We start from the raw sequence: 18,255 nt of genomic DNA, 5'->3' as shown, positions 1-18,255 counted from the left end.
ACAATTAACCAAAAAAAGTCAAGAAAGCCTTTTATAGGATATGAATGCAATATTATTGAAAGAATGTTGCATTTAGTGCAATAGGGGGGCAACAATATGACCGACTATGGAATCTTGTCTCTTTTGCCACCCCTCGTGGCCATCGGGATGGCAATACTTACAAAAAGGGTCTTGTTCGCTTTGTTTTTTGGAGTATGGGTCGGCGGACTGCTGGTAGCGGGAGGAGACCCGATAGGCGCAACTACAAAGACGCTGGAGTGGATTGTTTTCAGTATAGCGTCTGCAAAGGAAGAGAATGGGCAGATAGTCACCGACCTCTGGAACACGAGGATTCTCCTCTTCGATGCACTTATTGGAGCAGGTGTCGCGCTGATTTACAAAGCGGGCGGAATGAACGCAATAGCAAAGGCAGTCACCAAGAAAATTAGAACCAGCAGGGCGGCCTCTCTCATGGCGGCGATTTTTGGAACCTTAATCTTCTTTGACGACTACACAAACACAATCATCGTTGGAAACACCATGAGGCCCATAACCGACAGGGCGAGGGTCTCCAGGGAGTTTTTAGCTTATGCTGACGACTCCACAGCCGCGCCGGTGGCAGTTCTGGCGGTAGTTTCGACGTGGATAGGGTACGAGCTTGGGCTTCTAAAAGACGCAATAGCTGAAGTCGGGGCCAACGTGAGCGCATACTCGGCGTGGTTTGCAAGCTGGCCGTACAGGTTTTACCCAATACTTGCGATTATCCTTGTCTACCTCGTGGCCGTTACCCACAGGCACTACGGCCCGATGCTCAAGGCTGAATACCGCGCCAGGACAACGGGCAAGATTCTCCGCGACGGCGCACAGCCAATGATGACGACCGAAGTCGACGTCGGAATGCCGATCGAAGGAAAGGAAAGTGTCTGGGTATTCGCGCTCCCTGTGATAACGCTGGTGGCGCTGACCTTCCTCGGGCTGTGGGTCACCGGCGGTGGAAGCGCAACCTACGCGGAAGGAGGCTTCCAGGCCGTCCTCTCCAACGCCGACTCGACATGGGCGCTCGTTTGGGGCTCATTCGGCATGGTCGTCGTCGCAATGGCGCTCGTCATCGGTATGAAGGTTATGAGCCTTAAGGAGGTTGAGGAGACCGTAGTTGCAGGTATGAAGCAGATGCACTTTGCAATGATGATTCTCATCCTCGCGTGGAGCATTAAGAGGGCCTGCGACGCCGTTGGAACTGCGGACTACGTTGTGAGCGTCGCATCGAACGTCCTCTCACCGGGGCTTGTTCCGCTCGTCGTGTTCCTCGTGGCGGCGTTTATATCGTTCACTACAGGAACATCGTGGGGAACCTTCGCCATAATGATGCCCATCGCAGTCCCGCTGGCCTACGAGCTGAGCGGAAGCTTCGGCCCGGTGGTCTACGCTAGCATAGCGTCTGTCTTCGCCGGCGGTGTCTTCGGCGACCACTGCTCCCCGATAAGCGACACGACAATCATGAGCTCCATGTTCTCAGGCTGCGACCACATTGACCACGTGGCCACCCAGATTCCCTACTCGGTCACAGCGGCCGCAGTGGGCGCTTTAATGCTCATACTGTTCGCGGTAGGCATAACAAACGGGTGGATTCTGCTGGTGATAGCAGTGCCCCTCCTAATAGCTGCGCACTACTTCCTCAGTGAATGGTATGGAGGAAAGGCAGGCATTCCCCACGGTAAGGTTCCGATATACGTCGTGGAAGACTGAGCTGTATTCTCTCTTTTCTGTTTCTCCCTTTCCGTTTACATCCCCATATTTCCAAAAAAGCACCTGAGGGGCCGGTACGATGATTAGGGGGTTCTAAACCATAAGTTCAAGAAACTCTTTTTTAGGCTTTTTTAACGCCCTTAGGGGGCATATCATGAGAGCGAAGAGCTATGAGGTTGAGTTGCCCTACGGATGGGAAACCCTCCAGGCGGTGCTAAGTGAACCCCAGAAGACGTTGCCTTTCTTCCCGTACTTCGAGAGCTTTCAGGACGGCAAGGTCAGGTTCAAAGTCCCGAGGTTTATCTTTAACTTCGGCTACGAGTTTGAACTCGACGTTGGCATGGGCCGGAACGAGGCCATATACACGTTCAGAGGGGAGCGGGGAATCCTGACGATTACATTCAAGATGGCCAGACGGAAGCTGAAAGTCACCGCAAGCTGGGCAGGCTTTGGTGAATCCCTAATGGGAAAACCGCTCCAGAACTTCGTGGAGGGCATATCAGAGGCCATAAGGGAGTTCTGTTCCTCAATGGCCTGTCCAACGGTGAGGCTCAGCGAAAGCAGAGGGGAAGTAGAGCACGTGACGCCCGAAACGGCTCCAGCTATCGTCAAAAGGATCGCAATGGAACTCGGCAGGGACTTCGTCATTGAAGGCGAGGGTGAAGACGGAACCTACCTTTCGGCCGAAGTTCAGGACGGCAGTCTTAGAAAGCTGAGGGTTAAACAGGGAACGAAGGAGTCCATAATCGAAGCTGATATACCCGTTGTGGAGCTTGGCAGTGAACTCTTCGAAGGACTGCCCCTTGAGAAGAAGTTCAGAATCAGGGCAAGGAAGATATAAGGAAGGTCAGCCGACGACCTCCCCAAAGGCAAAGCGCTCTTTCACGTTTTTTATCTCGATCTGGACTTCTTCCCCAACCTCGGTGTTTGGCACAAAAACCACAAAGCCCTTAATCCTGGCGATGCCGTCTCCATCTTTTCCAAGGGTTTCAATCCGAACCTTGTAGCGCTCGCCCCTCTTTACGGGGCTTCCTGGAGGTAATGCTTTTCCCTCCAACCCAGACACCACCAGAGGGTTTTCGGGAGAAGAAGTGGCGAGGGACTATAAAAAGCTTGTCAGAAGAAGGAGAGCCAATATGGGAGCTCAACTTTCCCTCTCGACTTCCTCTATGGCCCTCTTGAGCTCGTCGTAGGCCTCCTCAAGCGATTCGGGGATAACCTTGGTGTCCGCTATTACCGGCATGAAGTTCGTGTCGCCGTTCCAGCGCGGGACTATGTGGAGGTGAACGTGGCTGTCTATTCCTGCCCCCGCTACCCTGCCGAGGTTCACGCCGAGGTTGAAGCCGTCCGGGTTCATGGCCTTCTTTATCGCCCTAATCATGAGCTGGGTAATCTTCATTATCTCGAGCAACTCCTCGTCGGTCAGCTCCTCCCAGTTGGCGACGTGCCTGTAAGGCGCAACCATGACGTGGCCTGGGTTGTAGGGGTAGTTGTTCATTATGACGAAGGCGTGCTTTCCTCGGTAGAGGATTAGTCTCTCTTTGTCCCTGTTCTCCTTCGGGAAGTCGCAGAAGATACAGCCGTCGTGCTTGGGTGAGCGTATGTACTCGATTCTCCACGGTGCCCACAGGACTTTCATTTCTCACCACCGGAAGAAGAGAGAAAGGGGGCTTAAAAACCTTACAGTTCCACGCCGGAGAACATCAGCACGAGGTAGAGAGCGTAGAGGGCCAGAAAGTAAGCCCCGACGCGCCTGTCTATCCCGCTTGTTCTCTTCAGCGAAACTATCATCGGAAGCATTGCAAGGAGAACCAGCAGGATTGTCAGCACCGATGCTCCAGTTGGGAGGGGCCTTATGACCGACGCAACCCCCAAAACGACGAGGGCGTTCATTATGTTGGCACCGATTATGTTGCCGACGCTTATGCTCCCGCGCTCCCTTATCGCCCCGTAGAGGGCGTTGGTCATCTCGGGGAGGGACGTTCCAATTGCGACGATGGTCGCCCCTATCACGAAGTCCGAGATTCCAAAGGCCTGGGCAATGTTCTTGCCACCGAAAACGACTGCCTCAGCACCGCCGACGAGGAAGAGGCCGAGGACGATTAGGAGAACGTAGTCGAGGGGCGTAACGTTCCCGCTCGGCTCCCAATCGACCTCGCTTCTCGCGTGCTTCTTGAGAAGCCAGCGGAGGTAGACCGCGTAGGCAAGGAGGAGCAGAAGTCCGTCGAGCCGGCTGAGGGTGCCGTCGAGGGAGAGCAGTATGAGGAGCACCAGAGAGGCCAGCATAACGAGAGAGTTTTCATACGCGGATTTACCAGCAGTCAGGGGTTTAATCATCGAGGCCAAGCCGAGGATCAGGGCTATGTTCGCGAAAATACTGCCAAGAGCGTTTCCGAGGGCTATTCCATTGACGCCCTGGTAGCTCGCGAGGGCGCTCGTCGTTATCTCGGGAAGGGTCGTTGAAAGGCTTACGAGGACGATGCTTATGACGAGGGGCGAGATTCCGGCCTTCCTCGCGACCTCGATTATCTTGTCCGACAGCTTGTCCCCTGCAAGCACGAGAATCGCTATTCCGATGATTATTGAGAGCGTCCATACTGCGAACTCAAGCATCTTTCTCCCCCCTGTTGCCTTCTCCGGGCCCTTTAAAAGGTTGCCCAACAAAGCTTTTTAACCGACCGGACTAATCACCCCTGGTGATAGATATGAAGCAGAGGAAGGGACTCCTCATAATCCTCGACGGACTCGGAGACAGGCCGATTAAAGAGTTTGGAGGAAAGACCCCACTGGAGTACGCCAATACCCCGAACATGGACAGGCTTGCGAAACTCGGAATCCTCGGCCAGCAGGACCCCATAAAGCCGGGCCAGCCAGCCGGAAGCGACACCGCCCACCTCAGCATCTTCGGCTACGACCCCTACAAGGTCTACCGCGGAAGGGGCTTCCTTGAGGCCCTCGGTGTCGGCCTCGACCTCGACGAGGACGACCTGGCCTTCCGTGTGAACTTCGCAACCATCGAGAATGGGATAATCGTTGATAGGAGGGCGGGAAGGATAAGCACTGAGGAAGCCCACGAGCTTGCAAAGGCGATACAGAAGAACGTCAAACTGCCCGTCGACTTCATCTTCGTTGGAGCCACCGGGCACAGGGCCGTTCTGGTCCTCAAGGGCATGGCCAAGGGCTACCGCGTCGGCGAGAATGACCCGCACGAGGCCGGCAAGCCGCCCCATCGCTTTGACTACCAGGACGAGGAGAGCAGGAAGGTCGCCGAGATTCTCGAGGAGTTCGTCAGACAGGCGCACGAGGTTCTTGAGAAGCACCCAGTCAACGAGAAGCGCAGGAAGGAGGGCAAGCCAGTAGCCAATTACCTCCTGATAAGGGGAGCCGGAACCTACCCGGATATCCCGATGAAGTTCACCGAGCAGTGGAAGGTCAGGGCTGGAGCTGTCATAGCGGTCTCGCTCGTCAAGGGCGTCGCAAGGGCGATAGGCTTCGACGTCTACACCCCCGAGGGAGCAACCGGCGAGTACAATACCGACGAGATGGCCAAGGCCAAGAAGACCGTTGAACTGCTCAAGGAGTACGACTTCGTGTTCCTCCACTTCAAGCCGACCGACGCCGCCGGCCACGACAACAACCCGAAGCTCAAGGCGGAGATGATTGAAAAGGCCGACAGAATGATAGGCTACCTCATCGAGCATATCAACCTAGAGGACGTGGTCATAGCGATAACGGGCGACCACAGCACACCGTGTGAGGTCATGAACCACAGCGGAGACCCGGTTCCGCTCCTCATAGCCGGCGGTGGTGTCAGGCCGGACCACACCGAGAGCTTCGGCGAGCGCGAGTGCATGCGTGGCGGGCTCGGTAGGATAAGGGGTCACGACATAGTGCCCATAATGATGGACCTCATGAACCGCTCCGAGAAGTTTGGGGCCTGATTTTCTCATTTTTGTCCATCTTAGCGTTCAGACTGAAACTTTAAAAGAGCCAGCACTCATATTCTATCAGGTGATAGCGTGAGCACTTTTAGAGACCTGAAAGGTATTGGGGATGATAAGGTAACCGCGATAGGCCTCGGCACCTGGGGAATAGGTGGCTATGAGAGCCCCGACTACTCCAGGGACGAGGAGAGCGTCGAGGTTCTCCGCTACGGCCTTGAGCTGGGAATTAACCTCATAGACACCGCCGAGTTCTACGGCGCTGGTCATTCCGAGGAGCTCGTCGGAAGGGCCATTGAGGGTTTTGATAGGGACGAGCTATTCATCATAAGCAAGGTCTGGCCCACAAACTTCGGCTACGAAAGGGCGAAGAGAGCGGTAAGGGAGAGCGCTAAGAGGCTCGGCACCTACATTGATCTTCACCTCCTCCACTGGCCCGGGACGGAGTGGAAAAGAATAGAGGAGACCCTCCACGCCCTTGAGGAGCTGGTTGATGAGGGACTCATTCGCTACATTGGCGTCAGCAACTTCGATTTGGAGCTTCTGAAACGGTCTCAGGAGGCGATGAGAAAGTATGAGATAGTCGCCAACGAGGTGAAGTACTCCCTCCGCGACCGCTGGCCCGAGACGAGCGGCCTGCTAGACTACATGAAGCGCGAGAAGATTGCCCTCATAGCCTACACCCCTCTGGAGAAGGGCTCGCTCGCGAGGAACCCCTGCCTGGCCGAGATTGGAAGAAAATATGGAAAAACATCGGCCCAGGTCGCGCTCAACTACCTGATATGGGAGGAGAACGTTATCGCTATTTCCAAGGCCGGCAGAAAGGAGCACATAGAGGAGAACGCGGGAGCGATGGGGTGGAGGCTGAGCAGGGAAGATAGGGAGAGGGCAAAGTTATGCGTGGTATAATGTTTACTTTTTCTTGAACAGATTTTTAGCTTGTTCTGTCCACAAAGGGTAAACCTTAAATTGGGAAACACTTCTCCCTAATATTAGTGTTTTGGATGACATTAGTTTTGGCTCTGAAATGGATTTGGGACAGGGAGAAAAACCACGATGCCGTTTTGATGGTCTCGGACTCCAGAGTCACGTACGGCCCTGTAACGTACGAGGCCAAGAAGATTCACCCGGTATTCGTCAATGGCATCCCCGTGGCGATAGCCGGCGGTTCCGGAGACGCCGCGATTGTCAAATACGGGTATCACGTTGTTGATACGGTCACCCAAAAATACATAGAGACTGAAGGCGAGAACACAACGCCAACTCAGGAGGAGTTTCGGTGGATTGTCGGTGAGGTGGAAAAAGCCCTGATTAAGAGGTTCAGAGAGCTTAGGGAGATGGGAATTGACGTGAGCTTCAACATGATTCTGTCAAGTGTAGACCCGAATGGGAGGGCTTCGATATATCACTTCGACAGCAGGGGACTCGCGGAGCCTGTTCACGACACTCCCGGGTTCGCAATAATTGGTTCGGGCTCTATAACCGGCGGCCTTCTGCTCCTTAGACTCCTTGGCTACTCGCCGAGAGTAGAACTTAACTGGGGCCTGCTTTCCACGTTCATAGTGGACATGGTCAGCGAAATTGACCCCTCAGTCGGCCCCTTCGTCGGCGAGAGCTGGCTCATGAGAGTTGAAGACGGAAAAGTAGCCCTCGGCGCCATAAACGAAGAGGCCCTGAGAGAGTTCAAGGAGCAGGTCAGAAAACGGAAGGAGCTGATTCAGGAGCTCATGCTCCTCTGCGATGTCCTTGGCGAGGATAAAGTTGAGGAACTCATCTTAACCTCGCTGGCGGAGGTTGGAGAAGATGAGCGACGTGAGGGAGATAATAAGGGACAGAGTTAAGGATGCCGTGGAGAAAAAGCTGGAAAACATCTTTCGTGAGTTCCTCACAAAGGAATTCGTTGAGCAGAAAAGGTACCGGGAGCTATTGGCGGTTTGGTTGATTGCACATCCAGAGTTGTACAGTTATCCAAAAATACTTGAGGTTGAATGCCACCGTCGGGAATACTGTGGGGTCGGGAACATCAGGATACTTGAATACAAAACCCTCATAGCAATCACCAAGCAGACTGTGAAATCTCACGAATCTGACATCATAGCAAGTGCTCGGAGTGCCCTTGACACCATTATTAAGAATCCAAGTTCAATAGATGAGAAGATAACTGCAAGGCAGATTTACAACAGCACAGTTAACAGTCTTGGAGATGGTATTCGGAAATACGTTGAAAACCAAGGAGACACGCTTGAATTTGAAGTTGGTTATAAATCTGTTTACATTGAACCAGCAAAGATACTCTCAAAGGCGGCAGGGTTCATCCTTGGGAATACCCCAGAGGTCGTTGAATATTTTGAAAAGGAGATTATGGAGAATATCAGAGTTCTTTCATCTGACGCAAAACTTACTGTCGTTATTTTGTCAGCATACCCAAGAATATTCCAAGGTTATTCATTTGACTTGGGAGTCCTTGATACGCTACGTGATATCGTTTCTCAGGGAACAATACACATACCAGAAACAGACAAATGGCGGCTACGGGAAGAGCTATACAAAGCTGGTCTCATCGCATCTGCAGATAAAAACATCGTCCCTCCCTTCGCACTCGACATCTGGAAGAACGCCGTCAATATAAGGGGGATAATCTCGGACGTACCGCCTGAAGTCGTAGAGAGGGTTAGGACGATACTGTCATGGAGGGGATACGATGATTGAAGAGAGGATACCCTACCATGATGAAAAGGCGTGGGAAGAGTACATAGCCCAGCTCTCCCACCTTTACGTGAAAATCGAGGGGGTTCTCAGGCTGAGGGACTGGCTGCTTGAGGAAGCAGGCGACAGAACCGTTGATGCTCTCCTCAAAGAAAACAAAATCTGGGAAAAGGTTCTGTTTGGGGGTCTGAACGAAGATGGCATAGCGAAAAACGGCCTCGCCAGGTTCTACTCCGAGATTCTCGGATTCGGGATAACCCGAGAGGATATGGAGAGGATAGTCTCCTACCTCAAGGAGGGCATAGACCTTGAGAGCGCGTCCTCCGGGGTCAAGCCAAAGCTTGTTAGGACGAATTTCACGGATTTACTTCGCTCGATGAGAGAGAACCTCGTGGAAATCTTTGATGAACTTGGGAGGAAACCACCAACGGTGGGTGAGATTTCATTGTCGTCCCCGATGACCGGGCCGCAGGTCGTTGGCGAACTCCTCTCGGCGGCAAAGGAGCTCCTGCCACTCTTTAACCCAATGTCATGCTTTATAGTCTCCATCTGCTCAACACCCCGCTTTTATCTGGAAAAGAGTTATTCCAAATTGTTCACTGAAGACGTTCAGGAGCTCCTACGTCAATACGGCATCGTTTTGGAGGACGTTATTTTACCCGACCTGCCATTGGAACGGGAGAGGAAAAGGCGGGCGGTCGTCGGGCTAAAACCGGGCACCGTCGGGCACAGAATTTACAAGGTAATCCTCGACTGCTACAGGCTCTTCCAGATTTGGGAGCTTGGAGACTTCTTCGGAGTCGAGGACGAGTTTGAGAAGTATCTGAAGGTGTACTCGGAAAGGCTGAAGGATACGATACCCTTGGACGAACTGAAGAATGTGTACCGGGCAATAACCTCCAGCTATTCCTACAATGATGACTTCAACTCCCTCAGAGTTCCTGACCCGTTCAGAGTGTATAAGAGAAACGCCACGATAAATGGGGGCAAATTAAAGTTCGAATCCGGACCGCAAAATGGAGTAAACTATACCGAGTTCATAGCATTCATAGCCCCTCTTGCGTTCTGCGGGTTTGCAGTCCTGGAGGGACAGGACAATAAAATCAACTGCCAGGTGATTATGGGATGGGAGAGCTAACGAAGACTAAAGTTAAAGTCGAAACAAAGAAAAAATGGTGGACTGAGGAAGAAATCATCGTTACTGAGGCCACTCCAAGTGCAATGGTATCAAAGGAAGAGGGCACCAAAACTACCCCCATCAAAAAGCGAACCATTAAAGTCCCCCTGCTCATACCGGTGTTTCAGAAGCCTGCTGACGTTACCATCCGAATCACGGAGACCGTATCACCCCCAGAGCCGTTTGACCTCACCAAAATCAGGCCAATTGAGAAGCTGGTGTTTCTTAAAGCTGAGAAAGTTGGAGCCATAGACGTTAGAACGGAAGTTTTCACCCCTCACTCCGTGCATCTACTTGACGCAATCACCAAAAAACTTCCAGAGGTCCACTTTGAGGAGCCCAACCCAGTGACCTTAAACGTCACTGAAGATGTTAGAACCCCACAGGGGAGAGACCTGAGTTCGTTTTCCATTCCGGTAATAACGCCGGTCTTCCTGAAATCGTCCGGCAACGTTGGTTACTCAATAACCACAGAAGTTGAGTTGCTCACCGCCACCAAGTCCGGGGGAAAAGTTCCGGAGATAGAGCTCCCTGCCGAGGACGTGTTTTCAAAGGCCTTTGGCTTAGGGGTGTCGTTCCTCCCAGAGGGGCCCGTTATAATCCTCGCTAAAAAGCCCAAAGAAAAGGAGTTTGGATACATAGAATTCCTGAAACGCCTCCTCAGAGAGCTGTATCGTGTAAGGGTCGGTGGGTTGCCAACTGCGTACCACGTTATGTTGCCCGGAGACCCGGAGAGGTTGCAGTCTCTCAGGGCAGGAACCTCCATCTTTGTCATTGATTGGGAAGTAGGAAAGAAACCGGAAGAAGAACTGGGAAAACAACATCTACAAGCAATGACCGAAAAGGTTAGGGAGCTTTTCTCCCAGAGTTTTGGATTCTTGGTGTTTTACGGTGATAAGGAGTTCCTCAGCTGGGTGAAAGAGAAGGTGTTCGGGTTAGTGACGCACGTTTCAAACTCAAATAGCATTCGGGTGTCTCTAGTTCAAGAGTGGGTAGGAATCAAGTTAAACTCCCCCAAAAGTTTATGCAGGCTCATACACAATTTCTGGGGGTTCCATGAGGAGCATAAGGTTGCAAACATCGAGTTTGATTATCTCGCCCCATATCTTGAAAGCAAATACCATGAGTTCGTGGAGAGCTACACGAGAACAATCCGCATAAAGGGCAAGGCCATTCCATCGGCCCTGTACATCGAAGGCAACCCGGGGGAAAGCCTGACTCATTACGCCCTGAAGGCCTTTGTGTTCGAACGGTTGGTGGAGGATTACGGCGTTAGTCCTGACGACATAGAAACCGAGTATCCCGAGGGAGATATAAGGATAGACGTGTACGTCAAAATCCGAAACCAAAACAAACCTCAAGACATTGCAATTGAAATCGAGACCTTCTACGGAGAAGCCCTTCCCCTCCTGAAACTAAGAAAGGACGTTGAGAGCAGGCTGGCAACCAAATCCGAGTTGTGGATAGTACTGCCTCCCTCTTCCTACCTGCTCTTCAAGAACGAAGTGCATGCGTTTATAAAGTGGACTTCGACAAAATATAGAGACCGGGTCAAGGTTTTCACAGTGGATGTTGAAAATAGAAAACTGATTCAAGTATCTTAGCTGTAAACCTTGCGAAATCTGCGCAACTTATATAAGCACTTCTGTTAAACTCCATTAATACAAGGCTCTTAATGGTTCGAGGTGGATTAACATGCACGGATACCATAACAGAATAGCCCGCGTGAACCTGACCGAGGGAAAGGTCACCTACGAGGAACTGCCCGACGAGGTGATAAGGAAGTTCATCGGCGGAAAGGGACTCGGATACTACCTGATTTATCGGGAGGTTCCCCCTGGGACTGACCCGCTAAGCCCGGCCAACAAGTTCGTATTTGCAACTGGCGGTTTGACCGGGTTAATTCCGGGTTCGAGCAAGGTCATAGCGGTCAGCAAGAGCCCCGAAACCAGATTAATCAGCGACTCCAGCGGTGGAGACGCCTTCGGTCCAAAGCTCAAGGGACACTTCGATGCGCTCATCATCGAGGGTAAGGCCGAGGAGCCCGTCTACCTCTACGTTCATGATGGTGAGGTGGAGATTAGGGACGCAGGGCACCTCTGGGGTAAAGGAAACTATGAGGTGGCCAAGGAACTCTGGAAGGAACACCCGAAGGCGAGCTTGGCTTTAATCGGTCCCGCTGGAGAGAGGCTCAGCAGGATTGCCAACGTGATTTACGACACCGAGCGTGCGAGCGGAAGGGGTGGCCTTGGGGCCGTCCTCGGAAGCAAGAAGGTTAAAGCAATTGTAGTTGAGCCCGGGGAGAAACCAGGGGTTGCCAGCCCGGAGGAGTTCCAGAGGCTCTGGCAGGAGTTCTACGAGCACTTCGCGACCGACCCGAAGTACGAGCATACAAGAAACTACGGCACGAGTGATGGGCTGAGGAGCTCGGCTTCGCTCGGCATGAGCCCGGCCTACAACTTCTCAAGGCCCTACATCCCCGATGAGCTTGCCAGCAAACTCGGGGGTGATGAGATTAAGAAGTACGAGGTAGAGCCCGAGTGGTTCGTCCACGGCAAGAGCTGTCCGATTAAGTGCGCCCGCTACGTAGAGGTCGAGTATAAGGGCAGGAAAATCCGCGTCAAGCCCGAGTACGAGAGCATCGCGATGCTCGGAGCAGCAACGGGCGTCTTCAACTTCCCTGCCGTTGCCTACTTCAACTGGCTCGTCAACGACCTCGGCCTCGACAGCATAGCGACGGGCAACACAATAGCCTGGTTCTTCGAGCTGGTCGAGAGGGGTCTCATAAGCGAGGAGGAGATAGGCTTCCCGGTAAAGGGCTTCGGCGACGAGGAGGCCGAGGAGAGGCTCATCAGGCTGATGGCCGAGAGGAAGGGCATTGGGGCGATTTTAGCAGACGGCGTAAAGCGGGCCTGTGAGAGGCTCGGCAGGGGCTGTGAGTTCGCGGTTCACGTCAAGGGCATGGAGAGCCCCGCCTGGGACCCGCGCGGAAGGAGGACTTACGCTCTCAGCTACGCCACAGCAGATGTGGGAGCGAGCCACCTGAGGGGCTGGCCGAGGCCTCACCAGCTGCCGAACCAGGGGTCGGCCAAGGAGCTCGTCCCGTCACTCATCGAGGGCAGGGACGAGAGCTACATCACCGACATGCTCGGTGTCTGCAAGTTCGTCCCCTACAAGATGGAAGACCTTGCAAGGTTCTACTCGCTGGCAACCGGCGAGGAGTGGACGGTTGAGGGGCTCAGGAAGGTCGCCTGGGCCGTCGAGAGCATAGCAAGGATACACGATACCCTCGACTGGGTGACGCCTCCACTCGACGATACGATTCCGCCTCGCTGGTGGGAACCCGAGCCGGACGGGCCGGCCAAGGGCAACGCGGCCTTCATCGACTACAATGACTTCCTTGAGGCGAGGAGGGAGTTCTACAGGCTCAGAGGCTGGCACGAGGAGCTCGGCGTTCCGTTGCCAGAGACTATGGAGGAGCTTGGGTATCCGGAGTTCAAGAGCGATGCTGAGAGGGCTTTGGAAGTTGTGAAGAAGAGAATGGGACTGTGAACTCGCCCCTTTTTCAATTTTCCGCAAGTGACACTCCTCATCCGTACACTCAAAAGTTAGAACGACTTCCACATGATGTGGCACAATAACCCCAATCCACCAGACGTCATAGAGCTGTACCTTGAGTTTTAGTGTTTTGCGTCCTTTGAACCCAAAGGGAAGTTTGATTATTACATCCTCTCTGACCTGCTCAAGTTCAAATAAGTCCAGCGACTCAGCTGAGAAATCAACTTTAAGCCCCCTGCTTATGGGAACTTTTCTGGATACGCTGAAGCGACAGATCAAATAGCGGTAGTTAGTGGCTTCCTTGGTCGAGTTCCAGCAGGTTAGACCGCTGCTATAGGTTATTCCAGTTATACTAATCTCCCTCCCGTGAGTAAGCTCATGGTTTTGTTCTGTCAATAATGACGATTGGGAGACTACTAAATTAAAAAGAAGGGCATAAATGAAATAGAAGGTCAAGAACCTTCTAAGGTTACTCAATGTACTGCCTCTCAACTGCATATACAATTACCTCCAGATTAAGGCCTTTGTAATGAGATCCATATTGGTATTGAGTATTCCCTTGTATAAAGTCTGTCTGTCGGAAATGAGGGGTGAGGTACTGCAATCCCAGGTTTTACCGTAAGGCAGAATTTTACCATGTCTTCGTCTAGCTCATATGGCAAATGAACTGTGTATGTATAATACTGACCTATTTCATCCGCCCCTAGATAGTACAATATTACTCCCCGCGATGATATGGAGATTGGTCCTCTATAATACTTAGTCAAAACGTTTGTACCCCGGTCGTTCTTGCTTTCTGCAGACAGACCATTTAGCAAAATACCTACAAATCCCCCACCTTCAATGTAATTAGAAACAAGGTCAATGAGCGTTTTGTGCACTTCAGTAAATTGTATACTAGTACGATCCCCTCCGATAGCATCATAATTGAGTTTTATTGGAACATTTGGATATCCTGAACCGAAATAACCCCCACAGAATTCGAATTTGGTGTATAGTGAGTGGAACTTCCCGTATTTTGGTGCTACTGCATAGCCAACCGATGTAACTCCTTCAACTCCATCTTCAAGATATGCATAGTTGCTCCCTCTTTTCCTACTTCCATAGATTGTCACAACAGTTCTCCCGATTACATTGCCATCGTGGTCATAGATGTCGAAATACCTTTTTATCGGGTAAGTGTCAGGCGATGGGTAATAATACTCGGTTCTCCTCATGGGAACCATACTAGTGGAAGGAACTCTTTGAATAGAGACTTCAAACTCTCCTATATTCAGTGTTTCATTTTGAGCCAGACTAAATGTTCCAAAGGTCAGAGAGATTCCATGCCCCGTTATGGTTGAGGACTTAAATTTTGAATAAACATCACTATACAGCAAAGCAAATTTAGTATTACCATATTGGCCTATGATTGCTGATGGGACCGTTCTATAGGGGCGAGTTTCCTTAGTGCTCACACCATTAAGATCTCTGAAAGCGGGAGAATGCACATCCCACAATATTGTTAGATTCGTAGTCTCATTAGAACTGATAACGAGAATGGTTTTTAGTTTGTTTCTTTCAACAAAGGTTATCTCCGAAACAAATAGTTTCCTTAAGTGGTATTTTTTGACAATTTTTGTAAAGCTGCTACCCCTCACGATATTAGTGCTTGCAGGCTTTTGGGCTAGATTTAACATTGTCCCATCATCTAATAGGAGTTTGAATCCTTGATCAAGCCTTACATATCCCAGGGGGTTATCATCCTCTGCTGGACTGGGGATGGTGCTTGCACTTCCAGTCTCTGCCGTCACTCCAACCATCAGCAGACCCAGGAGGACTGCCAACATAGGTTTCCATCTCAAGTGGTTCACCTTCTGAGAGTTTTCATAACACTCACGAACGTTAGCATATATAAGCTTTTTCTTTTACTATAAGTAAAACTTCTTCCTTTTTTTTTCGAGTATAAATTTATTCAGAGTTGAATTTTACAATGAGAACAGGCCAAAAGAAAGAAGAGTAATCGAGTAAGCTAGTGAATACATCGGAACAAAAAGAGAAAGTTCACCCCTTCAAAAACGCCTCGACGAGGTTCCTCGTCTCGTTTAAGGCCTCCAGCGGAATGCCTTTGGGCAGGCCGCCAATTTCACCCTTGACATCTTTGAGAACGCCCTCTCCAGCGCCAAGGAACATGCCCTCGCTGACTATTCCCCTGAAATTGGCCGGCGGGAGCAACGCGACCGCCACGCGGTTTCCTTCCTTAACCGTTAAGTCGTTGGTAACCACGGTAATAGCTCTGTCGCCGATGTTGACGTTGGTGACGAGAAGCCTGTCGGCGTTGGGGTGCTTGGCGACGCTCATAACCTCGCCGACCTTAATGTCAACGGCTATGACAGGGTCGTTTATCTTGCCGAGGGCGAGGCGCTTGTCGAGGCCGAGTATAGTGTTGAGGAAGAAGCGAATCTTCGCAACCTGCTCCTCAACCTTCTCGCGCTCGTCCTTTGAGGCGTTGCTTATGAACTTGTGGTGCCAGTCCTCCCCTCCAAGGGCCTCGATAATTCCAAGGGCCTTCTCCTTCAGGGCCTTCATCTGGGGGGTTTCGATTAGCTCGTTCGGCTCTATGTAGCTGTAGCGCATCGCCTGTATCTCGGGGAGCATCTCCTTGCCGAGCTTTATCGCTTTCTTCTTGTCCCAGTGACCCTTAAACTTCGCCCCCTCAATCGTCTTCAGGAAGAGCTCTATCGCCTTCTCCGCCACCAGTAAGCGGTAGTCCTTGCTCGTGTCCCACATCTTCACCACCTTCGAGGACATTCAAAACCCGTCTCTTAACGCTTTCGTCCCGGATTCCCTCAGCGATTGAACGCGCCCTGGCCGGGTCTATCCTGGAGTACGCTAGGGCAACCTCCCCAAGGAGCTCAGAGGAGAGGGCAGTGTCAATGATAACTCCGGCCAGAATAAGAGGTTCTTCAAGCCGGCCAATCCGAAGCATCTTTCTGGCAATTGAGAAAATCTCCTCGTCCCTCGGCCGGAACTTGCCAACGAGGATTAAATCAAGGGCATCGTTGAATACCTGCCTGGCAAGGCGGGGCCTCTCGTGGAGAAAGAGCCAGTAGCTCAGACGGAGCATTTCAACGGCCCTGTCCTTCAGGGGGAGGAATCGCATCACGGAGACCGCGGACTCAACCAGGCCTTTCTCAAGGAGCTCGTCCACGGCGGGCCTGCCCCTCTTAAGGACGTCCCGGATAAGGTTGATTTTATCGTCGAGGTGCTTTGCCTGGAGCTTGAAGAATATCGAGGAATAGACATTTCTGGCCAGCTCGTAGAACTCAAGGGCAGTCTCATTTGGCGTCTCATCGGCACTCCTCTCTATCAGCCTGGCGACCTTTATCAGCGACGACGTTGTCGCCGAGGAAAGCCCGCGCGACGTCTGAAGGAGGTCTACGGCTTCCTTAAACAGCTCCAGTCCGTCCCTATAACGCTCGGAGAGCACGAGGTTCCGCGCTATCCCGGCCAGAACCTCCCCCCTCACTCGTGGAGAGTCTATTGTCCCGGCTATTTGCACGGCGTTTTCAAAGTAGGCCTCCGCGTCGTGATCCCTGTCGAGGGTATAGAGGGCCCGTCCGAGAATTGAGTACGCAAGGGCCTTCTCGGGCGTGCCCTTCACTGATTCAAGCGTGTCGAGCATGTGGCTCAAGACTTCGTCCCGTGGAAAGGCCGTCAGGACTTCGCTCAGAGCAAGTAGCCTTCGTATCTCGTCCGCTATTGCCAGCGCACTTTTCAGGGCGTTCTTGTAGTCTCCCTTTGAGAGGTGACGCTCCACGGCCTCCACGAGAACCACCAGTCGATGAGAATAGGAAGGCAGGGTAAAAAAGGCTATCGCTAAGGTGACAACCTCGGCGTTAGCACTGTCTAAGCAGGGAAATTAAAGGGAGGCCTCACTCAACCCTGAAACACAAAACAGGAGCGGTCGTTGTGTCGGTGCTCTCCCCCATCCAGACATGGTGAGTCTCCTGCCTGTTTGAATACAAAGCGAGGTCAAAGTCAAAGGCCTTCATGCCATACTCGAACCTAACATCAATAAAGATGCCGATAATGTTCGCTTTTTCGGCGGCGGCTCTGCTTATTTTCCCCGTATCCTCAAGGGCTTCGATGAACTTCAAAGCATCTACGGCAATATTGTCCGCGCCCATGCCCCATATATTGAACGCGTAGTATCCAATGACATTGGTAGACTCATAGACCCCTTCATCTACCCACCTGTCAATGGGTGGAGTCTGGGCCTCTGGCGGTTTCGACGTTCCTCCCCTTAGGGTATCGGGATAAGCGTCCTTGATGTAGACATACTCCTCGTGCCACACCCGGCCCCCGCTGGACACCCGCCATTTTTCGTAGCGGTATGTGACGTTCATCCAGATGTAGTAGGGGGTACCCGTACCAAAACTGCCGGCGTGCTTGCCGCCCTCCCCCTTCTGGATTATGTTGTAGGAACCCAGCCTGACCCACTCTGAATCCACAAAGGCGTTGACGCTGAACCCGACTTTAAGTTCTGGGAAGTACGTGTATGAGATGTACCCGGAGGTTGAACTGTCAGGAGTCACCTGGGCCACTATCACTGGTGCCGTCCACTCGTAGGAGTCCACAAGCGTGCGGCGGTGGCGTTGGGATTGAGTGCTGTCTGTTTTCCCGGTGGAGGCATTTGAAGCGTTTTTCAGCGGCCGGAACTTTGGAGTTACCGTTTTGGACTGGGGCAGTTCGTCCCAGTCAAATCCGACGGCCTCAACGGAGACCTTTCCGTCCTCTGTGACTATTGTCAGGAGAACCAGCGGCTGGGACAGCCGTTTGTTCTTTTTGTACTCGTCCATCCAGGCCTTCCTGAGCTCACCCAGATCCAGAACAATCCTGCGGTTGTTTTTGACGTCGTATTCGGCTATCTGTCTGAACCCTTCCGGATAAAGGGCTGAAATAAAGACGTGTGCTTCTCCCGAGTCCTGAACGTTGATGAGTGCAAGGTTCATGATATAAGGCACGCGCCAGTCATTCACAGCAATGATGAGCAGAGCCCCCACCACAACAAGCGTTACAACGGCTACTTTTTTCATAACCCCACCGGACAAAACTTTAATGCCAAGCCCACATTAAGTTTTTGGTTTGTAATCGGCAGTGGCCAAA

The 18,255-nt window shown here is 52.1% G+C and carries 16 protein-coding genes; 9 read left to right on the top strand and 7 right to left on the bottom strand.

The features are described from left to right. The first annotated feature begins 96 nt into the window (after window positions 1-96). On the top strand, window positions 97-1,725 hold the full coding sequence (locus ACZ5ER_RS06285; RefSeq protein ID WP_050003080.1) for a Na+/H+ antiporter NhaC family protein: 1,629 nt from the start codon (window positions 97-99) through the stop codon (window positions 1,723-1,725). Between the two features lie 154 nt (window positions 1,726-1,879). Further along, the gene (locus ACZ5ER_RS06280) at window positions 1,880-2,566 is read left to right on the top strand and encodes a hypothetical protein (protein WP_464934037.1); all 687 of its coding nucleotides are present in this window, start codon (window positions 1,880-1,882) and stop codon (window positions 2,564-2,566) included. A gap of 6 nt (window positions 2,567-2,572) precedes the next feature. Here the strand turns inward: ACZ5ER_RS06280 and ACZ5ER_RS06275 are convergent, their stop codons facing one another. From ACZ5ER_RS06275 to ACZ5ER_RS06265, 3 genes are all read right to left on the bottom strand, one after another. Next, window positions 2,573-2,782, bottom strand: coding sequence for a TRAM domain-containing protein (locus tag ACZ5ER_RS06275; RefSeq protein WP_050003078.1), 210 nt, complete (start codon window positions 2,780-2,782; stop codon window positions 2,573-2,575). Between the two features lie 87 nt (window positions 2,783-2,869). Further along, on the bottom strand, window positions 2,870-3,364 hold the full coding sequence (locus tag ACZ5ER_RS06270; RefSeq protein WP_464934036.1) for an HIT family protein: 495 nt from the start codon (window positions 3,362-3,364) through the stop codon (window positions 2,870-2,872). 41 nt (window positions 3,365-3,405) lie between these two features. Continuing rightward, entirely contained in the window at window positions 3,406-4,338 is a 933-nt protein-coding gene (locus tag ACZ5ER_RS06265; RefSeq protein WP_050003952.1) for a calcium/sodium antiporter, read from the bottom strand. A gap of 92 nt (window positions 4,339-4,430) precedes the next feature. On the opposite strand from ACZ5ER_RS06265, the gene ACZ5ER_RS06260 reads away from it, so the two are divergent. From ACZ5ER_RS06260 to ACZ5ER_RS06230, 7 genes are all read left to right on the top strand, one after another. After that, on the top strand, window positions 4,431-5,666 hold the full coding sequence (locus ACZ5ER_RS06260) for a 2,3-bisphosphoglycerate-independent phosphoglycerate mutase (protein WP_464935127.1): 1,236 nt from the start codon (window positions 4,431-4,433) through the stop codon (window positions 5,664-5,666). Window positions 5,667-5,744: 78 nt separating this feature from the next. Further along, window positions 5,745-6,575, top strand: coding sequence for an aldo/keto reductase (locus ACZ5ER_RS06255; RefSeq protein ID WP_464934035.1), 831 nt, complete (start codon window positions 5,745-5,747; stop codon window positions 6,573-6,575). An 86-nt stretch (window positions 6,576-6,661) separates the two neighbouring features. After that, entirely contained in the window at window positions 6,662-7,507 is an 846-nt protein-coding gene (locus tag ACZ5ER_RS06250; protein WP_144244830.1) for an Ntn hydrolase family protein, read from the top strand. Beyond that, window positions 7,470-8,375, top strand: coding sequence for a hypothetical protein (locus tag ACZ5ER_RS06245; protein WP_464934034.1), 906 nt, complete (start codon window positions 7,470-7,472; stop codon window positions 8,373-8,375). The genes ACZ5ER_RS06250 and ACZ5ER_RS06245 overlap by 38 nt, the downstream gene beginning before the upstream one ends. Next, entirely contained in the window at window positions 8,368-9,510 is a 1,143-nt protein-coding gene (locus ACZ5ER_RS06240) for a hypothetical protein (RefSeq protein ID WP_050003072.1), read from the top strand. Before ACZ5ER_RS06245 ends, ACZ5ER_RS06240 begins: the two co-directional genes overlap by 8 nt. Then, on the top strand, window positions 9,498-11,153 hold the full coding sequence (locus ACZ5ER_RS06235; protein ID WP_464934033.1) for a hypothetical protein: 1,656 nt from the start codon (window positions 9,498-9,500) through the stop codon (window positions 11,151-11,153). The genes ACZ5ER_RS06240 and ACZ5ER_RS06235 overlap by 13 nt, the downstream gene beginning before the upstream one ends. 91 nt (window positions 11,154-11,244) lie before the next feature. After that, window positions 11,245-13,101, top strand: coding sequence for an aldehyde ferredoxin oxidoreductase family protein (locus tag ACZ5ER_RS06230; RefSeq protein ID WP_464934032.1), 1,857 nt, complete (start codon window positions 11,245-11,247; stop codon window positions 13,099-13,101). 521 nt (window positions 13,102-13,622) lie between these two features. Here ACZ5ER_RS06230 and ACZ5ER_RS06225 read toward each other — a convergent pair. The 4 genes from ACZ5ER_RS06225 to ACZ5ER_RS06210 form a co-directional block, all read right to left on the bottom strand. Beyond that, complete coding sequence (locus ACZ5ER_RS06225) at window positions 13,623-14,936, bottom strand: hypothetical protein (protein WP_464934031.1); 1,314 nt, start codon at window positions 14,934-14,936, stop codon at window positions 13,623-13,625. A gap of 214 nt (window positions 14,937-15,150) precedes the next feature. Then, entirely contained in the window at window positions 15,151-15,876 is a 726-nt protein-coding gene (locus ACZ5ER_RS06220; RefSeq protein ID WP_050003067.1) for a tRNA-binding protein, read from the bottom strand. Next, window positions 15,803-16,924: a tetratricopeptide repeat protein gene (locus tag ACZ5ER_RS06215; RefSeq protein ID WP_464934030.1), complete on the bottom strand. Its 1,122-nt coding sequence runs from the start codon at window positions 16,922-16,924 to the stop codon at window positions 15,803-15,805. The genes ACZ5ER_RS06220 and ACZ5ER_RS06215 overlap by 74 nt, the downstream gene beginning before the upstream one ends. 97 nt (window positions 16,925-17,021) lie before the next feature. Then, window positions 17,022-18,128, bottom strand: coding sequence for a hypothetical protein (locus tag ACZ5ER_RS06210; RefSeq protein ID WP_464934029.1), 1,107 nt, complete (start codon window positions 18,126-18,128; stop codon window positions 17,022-17,024). Window positions 18,129-18,255 lie beyond the last annotated feature (127 nt).

The organism is Thermococcus marinus (genome assembly GCF_055389025.1).
This window is presented reverse-complemented; position numbering and strand designations above follow the sequence as displayed.